Genomic DNA, 13,637 nt, shown 5'->3' with positions numbered 1-13,637 from the left:
GGCCTTCCGGGAACGTCTCAGCGATTTTGAGGCCGCCAGCACCGGCAGTTTCAGTAGCCATGGTGAATATATTAACGACAGGTCGCACGAACCCTCCAGGCCGGGTAAGGCGCAGCCGCCACCCGGCAAAAATACGGCACAAATACGGCCCAACAGCGTAGCCGGGACAAGGCGTCACGCATCGCTCTCCGGGATTCTCCCTGCTGGCGCTATGCTCAGCCGCTTCCGTGTTAAGTTTCAGGTGTCGCATGAATCACTGGAGTACATCCCCCTTAGCATCAGCAGCAGGTTGCCGCTAAGCCCGCGGAGAACACCCTCTTAACGTTGCAAGCGCTGGAGATCCCGAGTACCGAAGTTAAAAAGGATTAGCTAAAGGTCTTCAGCGCGGGACGCGACTAAATGCTAATCACTTGGGGGGTTAGCTCGGTCATGTTCTCTGGCGAACCGGGTCGCGCTGCTGACAGCTGGCAAAAGAATCGTTGATATAGTCGCTCAGTGCCCACTTGTCCTGATAGCCAAACGTCCTCGGGAATGGATGTAGTACGAAGCGCCGGGTCAGGGGGTCAACGTGATTGCCACTGAAGACGCGGTGTTCACGGATCATCTCATCTGGTAACCTGTCACTCGCGCCGTTGGTAACGTGAATATTCATGGTTAACTTTGGAACTCAGACGATTAATGAAAACTAGCAGACTATTCACGTTAATTTTGTCATTGTTACTGACACTCTGCGCCAGCACAGAGGCCAGCGCCAGCACACCTTCAGGCAGCATTTCCTCTGCAAACACATCAATTACCACTCGTGATAAGAACGGAAACCTACTGCCGAGTTTCCTGCGGATTCAGTACGATGTTGATTCAGATGGCAGAGTTCAGAATGTAAAGATACTTGAATCGACAACGACTCCGGAGTTGGAACATCAAATCATTGATAAAATGATTAAAAAATGGCGCTTTGAAAAGGGCAAACCGGGAAAAGCTCAAAGATTAGTCGTCAAGATCCCACCCAAATCAGACGGCGGTCCCGCGAATAAGCAGTAAGCACTTTTAATGACTAGTCGCCTGACGCAACGTCTACGTCTTTAACGTCCCCGGGGCGCCTGGAGGGGACTCTACCTATCAATAGAGGGTTCGTTTTACCGTAAGCTTACTCTCAAACAAAAAAAGCCCCTGCATATCAGCAGGGGCAAGCCATGTCAGAGCTTATTATTTATTAGTTAAACACCATCCCGCCGTCGATCAGCAATGACTGACCGGTCATATAATCAGAATCCGGGCTGGCAAGATAGGAGACGCAGGCGGCGACATCTTCCGGTTCGGACAGACGACCGAGGGTGATGCGTTTGGCAAACTCGGCGGTACCGTAGCCCAGCGGTTTACCGGCAGCTTCGGACACCTGGCGGTCAATTTCGGCCCACATCGGCGTTTTGACGATCCCCGGGCAGTAGCCGTTGACCGTGATGCCCAGCGGCGCGAGGTCGCGAGCGGCGGTCTGGGTTAAGCCGCGTACGGCGAATTTACTGGAGCTATACACCGCCAGCTCCGGGTTGCCGACGTGGCCGGCCTGGGAACAGGCGTTAATGATTTTCCCGCCGTGCCCCTCTTTCTTAAAGGCCTCGACCGCCGCCTGAATGCCCCAGATCACCCCTTTAACGTTGATATTGTAAACTTTATCGACAATCTCCGGGGTAATAGACTCGATCGGCGTGGACGGCGCCACGCCGGCGTTGTTGACGATGACGTCGAAGCCGCCCAGCGTTTTGCGCGCCTGTTCGACAGCGGCAAACACCTGATCGCGGTCGGAGACATCCACTTTCACCGCCATGGCGCGGCCGCCGGCCTGGTTGATTTCGGAGGCGACCGCTTTGGCGGTGGCGTCGTTATAATCGGCAATGGCCACGGCAAATCCATCTTTCACCAGACGAAGGGCGATAGCTTTACCAATCCCCTGGCCGGCGCCGGTAACAAGTGCGACTTTTTTCATTTTCCTTTCCTTATTGTGATGACTTACAGAATCTGACTCAGATGCAGCTGACCCATCAGAAGCGGGTTATCGCGATAATCCACCGGGATGGCCACTACCGCCGGGCCGTCGACGTCCATCGCCGCGCGCAGGGTCGGCTCCAGCGCCTCAGCGCTTTCCACGGCAAACCCTTTGGCGCCGAAGGACTCGGCATAGGCTTTAAAATCCATCGGCCCGAACTCGACGCCGGACAGGCGCTGATATTTTTTCTCTTCCTGGATGGCCACCATGTTGTAGCCGTTATCGACCCAGATCAGGTGCAGCACGTTGGCTTTCAGGCGGACGGCGGTCTCCAGCTCCATGCTCGACTGCAGGAAGCCGCCGTCGCCGGAGACGGAGACCACTTTGCGCTCAGGATTGACCAGCCAGGCGCCGATGGCCCAGGGCAGGGCGACGCCCATGGTCTGCTGGCCGTTGGAGATCATCACCTGACGGGCGCGGAAGCTGTAAAGGTAGCGGGCGATCCAGATATGGAAGCTGCCCATGTCCACGGTCAGCGTGACGTCGCTGTTGACGATATCCTGCATCGCGCGAACGATACGCAGCGGATGCAGGGCAAACTGATTCAGCTGCGCGCCGCGGCGGTCCAGCAGCTCGCGCTGGTGCTGGCGGTCGCGGAGGATCTCCGCCGCCTGTGGGGAGAGCACCAGCCGGCGATCGATATTTTGCGCCAGCTTGCTGAGGGTGCCGGCGATATCGCCCACCAGCTCGACGTCCGGGGTATAGTTGCGTTCTTCATAGGCGGGCAGGACGTCGATATGCACCAGCGTCGCGTTGCCGCTGTTCCACATCGCCGGTTCATATTCCACCGGGCTGTAGCCGATGCAGATCACCAGGTCGGCGAGCTGCAGCAGACGGTCCCCGGCCTGGTTGTTAAACAGCCCGACCCGGCCGGCGAAGCGAGAGAAGTTATCCTGATTCACCGCCCCGGCGGCCTGATAGGTGCTGGTGACCGGAATATGGCTGGCCTCCAGCAAACGGCGTAGCGCCGCGCTGTTTTCCGGCTGGCTGGCCATCAGGCCGAGCAGGAAGATCGGGTTCTTCGCCTGAGCGATAAGCTTCGCCACCTGGTCGATGGCGGCATCCGGCGCGGCGCCCATCTGCGGGGCCCCGCTGGCCGGCAGCACTTTACCGCTGACCGGGCCATCGACCACATCCTGCGGCAGGCTGACGAAAGCGCTGCCCGGCCGGCCCTGCTCGGCGGCGCGGAAGGCGTTGGAGACCACTTCCGCCAGCGCGTCCGGCGCGGTCACCTCGACGGCGTATTTCGTCACCGGGCTGAACATCGCCACCGTATCCATACTCTGGTGGACCTGTTTGGCCTTATCGGCGCGTTTCACCGCGCCGCCCAGGGCCACCACCGGGTCGCCTTCGCTGTTGGCGGTGGCCATACCGGTGATCAGGTTGGAACAGCCCGGACCGGAGGTGACCAGCGCCACGCCCGCTTTACCGGTAATGCGCCCGACGGCGGCGGCCATAAAGGCGGCGTTGGCTTCGTGGCGTACCGGAATAATGCGAATGGAGGAATCCAGCAGTGAGTCGAATACCTTGTCGATTTTGGCGCCAGGGATGCCGAACACCTGACGTACCCCCTGGGCTTCCAGCTGGCTGACGACGAGATCGGCGCCGTGCGCCCACTGGCGTACCGGATACTGTTTGTCCATGTGACCCCCTTAACTTTCTACGGAACGGATGGCGGCATCGAGATTATCGGGATGCAGATTGGCCTGCAGGAACGCGCTGTCGGCGGGCAGGTCGATCATCAGCTTGTGAATTTCGCCGAAGGTCAATACCCCGTGGTCGAGCTGGTAATCCAGCAGGTGACCGCCGCCTTTGCGGTCATCGGTTATAAAGTGCTCGTGATACCCGGCGACGTTGATCCCCTGCATATGCTGCGGGGTACGGAAGCCGACCAGCACCCCTTCGCGCTGGTTAAAGCGGAACACCGGCTGATCGTCGAGGACGTCGGTCATCGCCCGGTACGGCGGCGTCTGGCGCGGCACGGTGCGGGTATGGGCATGGCGGAAATGGCCGTCGATGCGCAGGGCGCAGAACAGGTTGTCAGAGGGGATTTGCTGGTCGATCACCTCGTGCAACTGCTGGCGGCTCACCGGATGGTCGAAGGTTTTCCGGTACTGCGGCTGGAACCAGGTCATCACCGCGAACGGCGTTTTCTGCTCCGGCTGGGCTTTGCGCGCGCTGCCGTCGGCCCGCAGCTGATAGACCTGACTGCTGAAGGCGATCAGCTCCCCGTCCAGCTCATTAAAGGTGCCGAGACCGAAATCGCCGTGCTTCAGCAGGTCCGCGATGGTGGTGCTGCCTTCGTAAACCCCGCTCAGCAGGGCGCTCATGAGCGATGTCTGATAGAGCACGCTCTCGGGATGCTGCGCGGAAAACGCCCGCAGGGTTTCGCATAGACTCTCTTCGCAGGTGCATTCAGCAGAATGATTCATATACCACTTCCTCGTTCAACAAATATAAGAAAGGTTAAATAAATGTTGACCCGATTCAGCTCACAGTTCCAATATAGAAACCATGCTGGTTTGAGACGTTTTCGATATGGAACTTCGTTATCTTCGCTATTTTGTCGCCGTCGCCAGGACGCGGCACTTCACCCAGGCCGCCAAGGAACTGGGTATTTCACAGCCTCCGTTAAGTCAGCAAATTCAGCGGCTTGAGCGCGAGGTGGGGACCCCGCTGTTTCGGCGTTTGACCCGCGGGGTGGAGCTCACCGAAGCCGGTGAGTCGTTCTATGAGGATGCCCGCCAGATCCTCGCCATGAGCGATGCGGCGCTGGAGAAGGCCAAGGGCATTGCCCGCGGGATGAACGGCAGCCTGTCGTTAGGCATTACCAGTTCTGATGCTTTCCACCCGCAAATCTTCACGCTGCTGCACCGTTTTCAGCTCGATCACCCCGGGGTGACCCTGCACCAGATGGAAGACAATATGGCCAATCTGATGACCGCCCTGAGCGAGGCCGAGCTGGACATCGCCTTCGTCCGTCTGCCGTGCGAGAGCAGTAAAGCCTTTAATCTGCGGATTATCGATGAGGAGCCGATGGTTATCGCGCTGCCGCGCGATAACCCGCTGGCGACGCAGCCGACCCTGGCCCTGGAGCAGCTGCGCGACGTGGCGCCGATCCTCTTCCCGCGGGAGGTGGCCCCGGGGCTGTATGAGCTGGTGTACAACAGCTGCCTGCGCGCCGGCATCGATATGGAGCGCGCCTTGCAGTCGTCGCAGATTTCGTCATCGCTGAGCATGGTCAATGCCGGGTTCGGATTTGCGCTGGTCCCGCAGTCGATGACCTGCATTCAACAGCCGAACGTCAGCTATCACCCGCTCAGCGGGGCGCCGCTGAAGACCGATATCGCCATCGCCTGGCGGCGCTTCGAGCGCTCGCGCACGGTGAAACGCTTTCTGGCGATGTTCTGATCGTCGCGACGCCTGCGGTCTACTGCGCCACCCAGCCGCCGTCCATGTTCCACGCCGCGCCGCGCACCTGGGCGGCGGCGTCGCTGCACAGAAACAGCGCCATTTCGCCCAGCTGCTGCGGGGTGACAAACTCCCCGGAGGGCTGTTTTTCCGCCAGCAGCTGCGCGCTGGCCTGCTGCGGGTCGACCCCTTCGGCGATGCGCTTATCGATCTGCTGCTGCACCAGCGGGGTCAGCACCCAGCCGGGGCAGATGGCGTTGCAGGTGATGCCGCTGCGCGCGGTTTCCAGGGCCACGGTTTTGGTCAGGCCGACCACCGCGTGCTTGGCGGCGACATAGGCCGATTTCTCTTTCGACGCCACCAGGCCATGCACTGAGGCAATGTTGATGATGCGCCCCCAGTCGCGCTGGCGCATGCCAGGCAGCGCCAGGCGGGTGGTGTGGAAGACGCTGGAGAGATTGATGGCGATGATGTCGTTCCATTTGTCCACCGGGAACTGCTCCACCGGGGCGACGTGCTGGATACCGGCGTTATTGATCACGATATCGACGCCGCCGAAGGTGCTTTCGGCATAGCGCATCATCGCCTCGATCTGCCCGACGTCGCGCAGGTCGGCGTCGTGATAGCCGGGGATCTTGCCCAGCGCGGCGACTTCAGCCCGGGCGTGGCTGCTGTCGCCGAAGCCATTGAGCACCAGCTGGGCGCCTGCCTGCGCCAGCACTTTGGCGATCCCTAAGCCGATGCCGCTGGTGGAGCCGGTGACCAGCGCCGTTTTACCGTCTAAATTCATTTTATTACTCCTACAATCGGGTCTCAGACAATGCCGGTCACATAGAACGTGGCAATGACAAACAGCACCGCGAGGCTTTTGATCACCGTGATGGCGAAAATGCCGCCGTAGGCCTGGCGATGGCTCAGGCCGGTGATTGCCAGCAGGGTGATCACCGCCCCGTTATGCGGCAGGGTGTCCATGCCGCCGCTGGCCATGGCGGCGACGCGGTGCAGGACCTCCAGCGGAATATTGGCGGCGTGGGCGGCGGCGACAAAGGTCTCGGACATCGCCGCCAGGGCGATGCTCATTCCCCCGGAGGCCGAGCCGGTGATCCCGGCCAGCACCGTGACGCTGATCGCCTCGTTTAACAGCGGATTGGGAATGGCCGCGAGGGCTTTCGACAGCACCAGGAAACCCGGCAGGGCGGCGATAACCGCGCCGAAGCCATACTCAGAGGCGGTGTTCATTGCCGCGAGAATCGCCCCGCCCACCGCCGTCCGGCTCCCCTCCGCCAGCCGGCCGCGAATATTGCGATAGCCGCAGACCAGCACCAACACAATGCCGGAGAGCAGCGCCGCCTGCACCGCCCAGATGGCGGTGATTTTCCCCACCTCGGTGACGACAGGCTTCGCCAGACCCGGCAGGGTGAGCTCATGGCTGGCGCCGTACCATTGCGGGATCCAGTGGGTAAACAGCAGATTCAGCACCCCCACCAGCAGCAGCGGGGCGATTGCGATCAGCGGATGCGGCAGGTCGATGTCATCCGGGGTCTCCGGCTCATTTTGCAGATCGGTCCCATAGCCTTCGCCGCTGGCCTGCGCTTTGCAGCGCTGGCGCTCCAGCCACAGCAAACCGAAGAGGATAATGAACAGGGAGCCGATAAGCCCCAGCCACGGGGCCGCCCAGGCGTTGGTGCCGAAGAAGCTGGTGGGAATAATATTCTGGATCTGCGGCGTGCCGGGCAGGGCGTCCATGGTAAACGAGAACGCGCCGAGGGCGACGGTGGCGGGGATCAGCCGCTTGGGGATCCCGCTCTGGCGAAACAGCTCGGCGGCGAAAGGGTAGACGGCAAAGGCCACCACAAACAGCGACACCCCGCCGTAGGTCAGCAGGGCGCACACCAGCACGATCACCGGGATCGCGTGGCGGCGGCCGAGGACGCGGATGGCGGCGGCGACAATCGACCGTGAGAATCCCGACAGCTCAATCAGCTTGCCGAACACGGCGCCCAGCAGAAACACCGGGAAATAGAGCTTCACAAAGCCAACCATTTTTTCCATAAACAGGCCGGTAAAGGCCGGGCCGACCGCGCCCGGGTCGGTGAGCAGCACCGCGCCGAGGGCGGCGATCGGCGCAAAGAGGATCACGCTGTATCCACGGTAGGCTGCCAGCATCAGTAACGCCAGCGCGGCCAGGGCTATTATCACACTCATCACGACGTCTCACTCTCATTGTTATTGTAGGGGTACAGAACGCGATACTAGGGTTTCAGGGCGAAGCGCAGCTGGTGTTCCCGGCGCGACTGGATGCGCTGGCGCCGCGCCTCGTCCCAGCGGTAAAAGCCTTGCCCGCTGCGGGCGCCGGTGTCGCCTTGCGCCACTTTCTCCGCCACCAGCGACATCATCTCCGTACCGCTGGCCAGCTCCGGCAGCAGGTGCTGGCAGATATCCTGGACTGTCGCCAGGCCGGTCATGTCCGCCGCCTCCAGCGGGCCGACCATCGCATAGCGACGGCCCAGCGAGGCGCGCATCACCTGGTCCACCACCTCCGGGGAAGCGATGCCGCTGTGGACGATATGCAGCGCTTCGCGCAGCAGGGCGAACTGCAGTCGGTTGCCGACAAAGCCCGGCGCGGCGCGGTTGAGCACCACCGCTTCCAGCGCGCAGCCGGCGCAAAAGTCGCTTACCTGGCGCGCCAGATGGGGCAGCGTGGCGCTCCCGGGCACCACTTCCACCAGCGGGATCAGGTGCGGCGGATGCCAGAAATGGGCGATCAGCAGGCGTTCCGGAAGGCGCATGCCCTGCGCCAGCCGATCCGGCGGCAGGCCGCTGGTGTTGCTGGCGATAATCGCCTCGTCGGCGATCAGCGTTTCCAGTTCGGCATACAGGGCGTGCTTCAGCGCCAGCCGTTCGGGGATCGCTTCAATCAGCAGCGTGGCGTCGGCCAGCGCCTGCAGCGCCGGGGTGGGGGTTAAACGGCTCAGTACGGCGTCGCGGTCGGCGGGATCCTGCTGACCGCTCGCCTCCAGCTCGCGCAGGATCGCCCCGGCCACCGTGGGCACCTCGGCAAGACGTTGCGGATCGGTGTCATACAGGCGGACGGCGTGACCGTGACGGGCGAAATGGCAGGCGATGCCGACGCCCATCAGTCCCGCGCCGAGTACCGCCAGACGTGGTGTGAACATAGTGGCTCCTGTTAACGTTGAAGGGTCATGGCGATGCCCTGGCCGCCGCCGACGCACAGGGTGGCCAGCCCTTTACTGGCGCCCCGGCGCTGCATCTCATGCACCAGGCTGACGAGGATCCGGCAGCCGGAGGCGCCGATGGGATGGCCCAGGGCGATGGCGCCGCCGTTGACGTTGACTTTCTCGCTGTCCCATTCGAGCAGCTGACCGACGGCCAGCGCCTGGACGGCAAAGGCCTCGTTGGCTTCGATAAGATCCACCTCGTCCAGCGTCCAGCCGGCGCGCTGCAGCGCCTGGCGGCAGGCGCTCACCGGGCCGATGCCCATCACCGCCGGGTCGACCCCGGCGACCGCCGCGCTGACGATGCGCGCCAGCACCGGCAGCCCAAGCTCGCGGGCTTTATCGACGCTCATCAGCAGGACCGCCGCGGCGCCGTCGTTCAGGGATGAGGCATTCCCGGCGGTGACGCTGCCGTCAGCCGGGCGAAACGCCGGGCGCAGCTGGGCCAGCTGCTGCTCGCTGGTCTCCGGGCGCGGTTGTTCATCGTCGGTCACGACACGCGGCGGCTTTTTGCCCTGCGGAACGCTGACCGGGACGATCTCTTCGCGAAAGCGTCCGGCGGCGATAGCGGCCGCCGCTTTGCGCTGGGAGCTGGCGGCGAAGGCGTCCTGGCGCTCGCGGCTGATATCGAAGGCATCGGCGAGGTTCTCGGCGGTCATGCCCATGTGGTAGTCGTTAAAGGCGTCCCACAGGCCGTCCTGGATCATGCTGTCCTGCAGGCTGGCGTGGCCGAAACGCAGGCCGTCGCGGGCGCCGTGCATCAAATAGGGAGCATTGCTCATGCTCTCCTGGCCGCCGGCGATAACGATCCCGGCGTCGCCGCAGCGGATCGCCTGCACCGCCTGCTGAACCGCTTTCAACCCGGAGCCGCACACCAGATTGACGGTGACCGCCGGGGTGTCCACCGGCAGGCCGGCCCGCAGCGCGGTCTGGCGCGCCGGGTTCTGCCCGCAGCCGGCGGTGAGCACCTGGCCGAAAATCAGTTCATCGACCGCCGCGGCGGGCAGCTGGCAGCGTTCAAGCAGGCTGCGCACCACCGTCGCGCCGAGGTCGACGGCGGAAAGCGGGGCGAAGGCGCCGCGAAAGCTGCCGACCGGGGTGCGTACTGCAGCAACAATGGCAATATCGGTCATGGTCTCTCCTTAGCTGAAACGCATTTCGCGCACGTCGTCGGCGACGATAAGCCGTCCCGCCGTTTTACGCATCACCTCGTCGGGGCTGACCCCCGGAGCCACTTCGCGCAGGACAAACGCCCCGTCGACAATGTCCAGCAGGGCCAGGTCGGTGAGCACCCGGCGAATGCAGCCCACGCCGGTGAGCGGCAGGGTGCACTGCGGCAGCAGTTTGGATTCGCCGTTCTTTGAGGCGTGGGTCATCACCACGATGATGTTCTGCGCGCCGGCCACCAGGTCCATGGCGCCGCCCATCCCCTTAACCATTTTCCCGGGGATCATCCATGAGGCGATATTCCCCGCGACGTCGACCTCAAAGGCGCCAAGAACCGTAAGATCGACGTGGCCGCCGCGGATCATGGCGAACGACTGGGCGGAATCGAATATCGCCGCCCCGGTTTGCGCGGTGACGGTCTGTTTGCCGGCGTTAATCATGTCGGCGTCGATGGTTTCCTCATCGGGAAATTCGCCCATCCCCAGCAGGCCGTTCTCCGACTGGAGCATCACTTCAATACCGGCGGGGATATAGTTGGCCACCAGCGTCGGGATACCGATCCCGAGGTTAACGTAGTCGCCGTCGCGCAGCTCCTGGGCGACGCGCATCGCCATTTGTTCACGGGTTAGCATCTCAGTGCCCTCCGGCGCGCAGGGTGCGCTGTTCAATACGTTTTTCGAATTGCCCGACGATCAGCCGGTCGACATAGATCCCCGGGGTGTGAATGGCGGAGGGCGGCAGTTCGCCCGGCGGCACGATCTCTTCCACCTCCACTACCGTAATGCGCCCGGCGGTGGCCATCAGCGGGTTGAAATTCTGCGCGGTGTGGCGGTAAACCACGTTGCCGTACCAGTCAGCTTTCCAGCCCTTCACGAGGGCGAAATCGCCGCGAATGGCCTGTTCGAGAATGTAATTTTTTCCGTCGAACTGGCGCACCTCTTTGCCTTCGGCGACCGGGGTGCCGTAGCCGGTGGCGGTGTAAAAGCCGGGGATCCCGGCGCCGCCGGCGCGGATTTTTTCCGCCAGCGTTCCCTGCGGGGTGAGCTCTACCGCCAGCTCGCCGCTCAGCACCAGCTGTTCAAAAAGCGCGTTTTCCCCGACGTAAGAGGCCACCACTTTGCTGACCTGGCGCGATTCCAGCAGCATGCCGAGACCGAAGCCGTCGACGCCGCAGTTGTTGGAAACCACCGTCAACCCCTGCACCTGGCGGCGCTTCACTTCGGCGATCAAATTTTCGGGTATACCGCACAGGCCGAAGCCGCCGGCGAGCAGCGTCATGCCGTCCGTTAACCCTTCCAGCGCCGCTTCGTAGCTGGCGACGCGTTTATCCAGTCCTGCCATCTTGTCTCTCCTGCCTTGCGATAGCCTTATCATTGGCGCTGGCGACTGATTTGATAATTTTGAATTTGTGACCCACTCATTTGGAAATTTTATTAATTTCCTGTTAACTAATTTCTTTCAATTAGTTAACAGGATGAAAAATGAGAATGAGTGTCAAACAGTTACGCGCGTTTTTAGCGGTAGCTCACACTCTCAATTTCGCCCACGCCAGCGAAAGGCTGAATCTGTCGCAGCCAGCTCTCAGCCTGACCATCAAAGGGTTGGAGGAGGCGCTGGGGGGCGCCTTGCTGCAGCGCAGCACCCGCAAAGTGACCCTCACCCAGGAGGGGGAACTCTTTCTGCCGATGGCCCGTCAGCTGCTGGCCGACTGGGATAACGTCGAGGAGGCGATGCGTCAGAGCTTTACCCTGCAGCGGGGCAAAATCTCGGTCGCCGCGATGCCGTCGTTCGCCGCCAACGTTCTGCCGGAGGCGCTGAAAGCCTTCCGCGACCGCTATGCCGGGGTGAACGTCACGGTACATGACGTGATAAATGAGCAGGTGATCGAGATGGTGCGCGAGGGGCGGGTGGAAATGGGTATCGCTTTCGAGCCATCGCCCAGCCACAACCTGCTGTTTACCCCGCTGGCGGTGGACCGCTTCGTGGCGATCGTTCCCCGGCAATCGCCGCTGGCGAAGAAAAAAAAGCTCACCTGGCAGGAGCTGTTAACCCTCGACTTTATTACCCTCCAGCGCCCTTCGGCGGTGCGCCTGATGCTGGAAGAGGCGCTGGCGCGCAGCGGGCGTCAACTGGACGTGGCCCTGGAGAGCCATCAGCTGGTGACGGTGGGGAGAATGGTGGCCAGCGGGCTGGGGGGCAGCGCGGTGCCAGCGCTATGCAAAACGCAGATGGCCTCGCTGGGGGCGGTGTGCATTCCGCTTAGCGATCCGCCGATTGAAAAGTGCGTTGGGGCGATTTATGCCGGACATCTGCCGCTGTCGAAGGCGGCGCAGGCGCTGCTGGATACGCTGAAAGGGTTTTTACCCAGCTGAGGGAGCGGGAGGCAAAAAAACCGGCCCGCGGGCCGGTTTGATAATCAGATTTTGCAGGCGTCGCCGCAATCGTCATCGGCAACGATCGCCTGGGCTTTTTTGTCCGCTTCTTCCAGACGCTCCGCGTTGCGCTCTTCCGCTTCATCCAGGCCGCTGAAGACCAGGTTGTCGAGATCAATTTCCATAAGTTACCTATCGTTGCTGGTTTTGGATCAGCGTCAAGTATAGGGCAAAACCGCCCGCGGATGTACCCGCGCTTCGCGCCGAACGCACAGAGCGTTAAGTCGCTGGGCGGCGGGCATCACCTACTATAATTAACCGTTGACAGGATGGCGTTAATTTTAATTATCGTCGGCAGAACAATTTTCTGCCGCAATATTAAATGAAAGGACAACGAAGGTGTAATTAAGCGTTGACGAATATCTTTTATGTTAATATGGCCGCGATTATGGATGAATCTATGGATCTTAATCAATGGGACATACTGTTGCAGGCGCCATCAAAGAATGGCGTAAACATAATAAAGTGATCGGTCAGGTCAAAATAAACTATAAAAAAATTTTACGAAAATGCAGAGAGCTCTCGCTCGCAGGAGGTAAGTACAGAGAATATCAAGGACTTTGCGCCAAATATCAGTGCGCGCGGTTGACCGCCGTAACCCAGGGGCTGGTGCCTTTCGAGGATAAACCCTTTAAGGCCTATCTTAATAAACGGATGTCAAAACGGCGCAAGCTGGATATTGCCCACGGTTCGCTGAATTTTATCGAGAAAACATTTCAGCCGGATGTGCTGCCGCAGCTCTATACCGTGGCGGATTTTGGCCGGGCGATGTTTGCTATTCCTTTGAAAAATGGCGATAAGCTTGACGTTAAGCTGCTGGCGTCGCCGTTTCAGGAGGAGGGTGAACTGATGCTGCAGCTGTTTCTCGGCGACCGTCGCGTCTATAGCGTCTGTTTTTCCTGTACCGACGATGGCCGCGCCTATATCGGCGGTATTCAGGGCGGGAAAGATATCACCAATGAAGAGGTGAAGGCGCTGACCAAAGAGCTGCATGGCGCGCGGCCGAAAAATATCATCATGAGCGTGCTGTATGGTTTCTTAGGCTATTTCAACATCACCACGGTCTACGCGATCGATTCCGATTACCACGTGAAAAGCGATCTGGTGAAAGCCAGTTACTCATCGCTGTGGCTGGAAATGGGCGGTGAGAAACAGGCTCGCGGCTGGTATAAACTGCCGGCGCAAGAGATCAAAAAAAGTATTGAAGAGGTGAAAAGTAAACACCGCAGCCAGTTTATTAAGCGCGAAGGCATTAAAGAGCTGATTCAGCTCGATATGGCCAACGCCCTGCGGCAAATCACCTTGCGTTCGCGGGTGAATTAACGCCTCTTATACGTCAAGCGGACA

Annotated in this window: 14 protein-coding genes; 4 read left to right on the top strand and 10 right to left on the bottom strand. The window is 60.9% G+C overall.

Annotation, left to right across the window (positions count from 1 at the left end; translation table 11 throughout):
* Nucleotides 1-678: 678 nt before the first annotated feature.
* The gene (locus tag ABLV54_RS02985) at nucleotides 679-1,041 is read left to right on the top strand and encodes a TonB family protein (RefSeq protein WP_226563643.1); all 363 of its coding nucleotides are present in this window, start codon (nucleotides 679-681) and stop codon (nucleotides 1,039-1,041) included.
* A gap of 172 nt (nucleotides 1,042-1,213) precedes the next feature.
* Here the strand turns inward: ABLV54_RS02985 and ABLV54_RS02980 are convergent, their stop codons facing one another.
* From ABLV54_RS02980 to budA, 3 genes are read right to left on the bottom strand one after another with little or no spacing between them, the layout of a single operon-like run.
* A complete protein-coding gene (locus ABLV54_RS02980) occupies nucleotides 1,214-1,984 on the bottom strand; it encodes a (S)-acetoin forming diacetyl reductase (RefSeq protein ID WP_004151179.1) in 771 nt (256 codons plus the stop codon).
* A 23-nt stretch (nucleotides 1,985-2,007) separates the two neighbouring features.
* A complete protein-coding gene (alsS, locus tag ABLV54_RS02975; protein WP_023290012.1) occupies nucleotides 2,008-3,687 on the bottom strand; it encodes an acetolactate synthase AlsS in 1,680 nt (559 codons plus the stop codon).
* Nucleotides 3,688-3,696: 9 nt separating this feature from the next.
* Entirely contained in the window at nucleotides 3,697-4,476 is a 780-nt protein-coding gene (gene budA / locus ABLV54_RS02970) for an acetolactate decarboxylase (RefSeq protein WP_002908205.1), read from the bottom strand.
* A 106-nt stretch (nucleotides 4,477-4,582) separates the two neighbouring features.
* Between budA and ABLV54_RS02965 the strand changes: the two genes are divergently transcribed.
* Complete coding sequence (locus tag ABLV54_RS02965) at nucleotides 4,583-5,455, top strand: LysR family transcriptional regulator (RefSeq protein WP_226563642.1); 873 nt, start codon at nucleotides 4,583-4,585, stop codon at nucleotides 5,453-5,455.
* 19 nt (nucleotides 5,456-5,474) lie between these two features.
* Here the strand turns inward: ABLV54_RS02965 and ABLV54_RS02960 are convergent, their stop codons facing one another.
* The 6 genes from ABLV54_RS02960 to ABLV54_RS02935 are packed head-to-tail and all read right to left on the bottom strand — an operon-like array spanning nucleotide 5,475 to nucleotide 11,199.
* Nucleotides 5,475-6,245: a 3-hydroxybutyrate dehydrogenase gene (locus tag ABLV54_RS02960; RefSeq protein WP_023290011.1), complete on the bottom strand. Its 771-nt coding sequence runs from the start codon at nucleotides 6,243-6,245 to the stop codon at nucleotides 5,475-5,477.
* A gap of 23 nt (nucleotides 6,246-6,268) precedes the next feature.
* On the bottom strand, nucleotides 6,269-7,663 hold the full coding sequence (locus ABLV54_RS02955; RefSeq protein ID WP_348813605.1) for a GntP family permease: 1,395 nt from the start codon (nucleotides 7,661-7,663) through the stop codon (nucleotides 6,269-6,271).
* 44 nt (nucleotides 7,664-7,707) lie between these two features.
* Nucleotides 7,708-8,631 (bottom strand): 3-hydroxyacyl-CoA dehydrogenase family protein, encoded by a 924-nt coding sequence (locus tag ABLV54_RS02950; RefSeq protein WP_049014245.1) that lies wholly within the window; start codon nucleotides 8,629-8,631, stop codon nucleotides 7,708-7,710.
* 11 nt (nucleotides 8,632-8,642) lie between these two features.
* On the bottom strand, nucleotides 8,643-9,824 hold the full coding sequence (locus ABLV54_RS02945) for an acetyl-CoA C-acetyltransferase (RefSeq protein WP_226563638.1): 1,182 nt from the start codon (nucleotides 9,822-9,824) through the stop codon (nucleotides 8,643-8,645).
* Between the two features lie 9 nt (nucleotides 9,825-9,833).
* Entirely contained in the window at nucleotides 9,834-10,490 is a 657-nt protein-coding gene (locus ABLV54_RS02940) for a CoA transferase subunit B (protein ID WP_021312467.1), read from the bottom strand.
* A 1-nt stretch (nucleotide 10,491) separates the two neighbouring features.
* Nucleotides 10,492-11,199, bottom strand: a complete 708-nt coding sequence (locus ABLV54_RS02935) for a CoA transferase subunit A (protein ID WP_023290007.1) — start codon at nucleotides 11,197-11,199, stop codon at nucleotides 10,492-10,494.
* A gap of 140 nt (nucleotides 11,200-11,339) precedes the next feature.
* On the opposite strand from ABLV54_RS02935, the gene ABLV54_RS02930 reads away from it, so the two are divergent.
* Entirely contained in the window at nucleotides 11,340-12,230 is an 891-nt protein-coding gene (locus ABLV54_RS02930) for a LysR family transcriptional regulator (RefSeq protein WP_023290006.1), read from the top strand.
* 44 nt (nucleotides 12,231-12,274) lie between these two features.
* Here the strand turns inward: ABLV54_RS02930 and ABLV54_RS02925 are convergent, their stop codons facing one another.
* Complete coding sequence (locus tag ABLV54_RS02925; RefSeq protein ID WP_002908189.1) at nucleotides 12,275-12,415, bottom strand: hypothetical protein; 141 nt, start codon at nucleotides 12,413-12,415, stop codon at nucleotides 12,275-12,277.
* Between the two features lie 289 nt (nucleotides 12,416-12,704).
* Between ABLV54_RS02925 and ABLV54_RS02920 the strand changes: the two genes are divergently transcribed.
* Nucleotides 12,705-13,613 carry a DUF535 family protein gene (locus tag ABLV54_RS02920; RefSeq protein ID WP_032453173.1) on the top strand — a complete coding sequence of 303 codons (909 nt, stop codon included), beginning with the start codon at nucleotides 12,705-12,707 and terminating at the stop codon, nucleotides 13,611-13,613.
* Nucleotides 13,614-13,637 lie beyond the last annotated feature (24 nt).

Origin of the sequence: Klebsiella sp. JB_Kp042 (assembly GCF_040065275.1) — a bacterium.
Lineage (GTDB): Bacteria > Pseudomonadota > Gammaproteobacteria > Enterobacterales > Enterobacteriaceae > Klebsiella > Klebsiella quasipneumoniae.
This window is presented reverse-complemented; position numbering and strand designations above follow the sequence as displayed.

Excerpts from the sequence above, each read along its gene's own strand:
- ABLV54_RS02940 (WP_021312467.1), bottom strand. The coding sequence starts at position 10,490 with ATGCTAACCCGTGAACAAATGGCGATGCGCGTCGCCCAGGAGCTGCGC.
- alsS (WP_023290012.1), bottom strand. The coding sequence starts at position 3,687 with ATGGACAAACAGTATCCGGTACGCCAGTGGGCGCACGGCGCCGATCTC.
- ABLV54_RS02950 (WP_049014245.1), bottom strand. The coding sequence starts at position 8,631 with ATGTTCACACCACGTCTGGCGGTACTCGGCGCGGGACTGATGGGCGTC.
- ABLV54_RS02960 (WP_023290011.1), bottom strand. The coding sequence starts at position 6,245 with ATGAATTTAGACGGTAAAACGGCGCTGGTCACCGGCTCCACCAGCGGC.
- ABLV54_RS02965 (WP_226563642.1), top strand. The coding sequence starts at position 4,583 with ATGGAACTTCGTTATCTTCGCTATTTTGTCGCCGTCGCCAGGACGCGG.
- ABLV54_RS02980 (WP_004151179.1), bottom strand. The coding sequence starts at position 1,984 with ATGAAAAAAGTCGCACTTGTTACCGGCGCCGGCCAGGGGATTGGTAAA.
- ABLV54_RS02935 (WP_023290007.1), bottom strand. The coding sequence starts at position 11,199 with ATGGCAGGACTGGATAAACGCGTCGCCAGCTACGAAGCGGCGCTGGAA.
- ABLV54_RS02920 (WP_032453173.1), top strand. The coding sequence starts at position 12,705 with ATGGGACATACTGTTGCAGGCGCCATCAAAGAATGGCGTAAACATAAT.
- budA (WP_002908205.1), bottom strand. The coding sequence starts at position 4,476 with ATGAATCATTCTGCTGAATGCACCTGCGAAGAGAGTCTATGCGAAACC.
- ABLV54_RS02930 (WP_023290006.1), top strand. The coding sequence starts at position 11,340 with ATGAGAATGAGTGTCAAACAGTTACGCGCGTTTTTAGCGGTAGCTCAC.
- ABLV54_RS02985 (WP_226563643.1), top strand. The coding sequence starts at position 679 with ATGAAAACTAGCAGACTATTCACGTTAATTTTGTCATTGTTACTGACA.
- ABLV54_RS02945 (WP_226563638.1), bottom strand. The coding sequence starts at position 9,824 with ATGACCGATATTGCCATTGTTGCTGCAGTACGCACCCCGGTCGGCAGC.
- ABLV54_RS02925 (WP_002908189.1), bottom strand. The coding sequence starts at position 12,415 with ATGGAAATTGATCTCGACAACCTGGTCTTCAGCGGCCTGGATGAAGCG.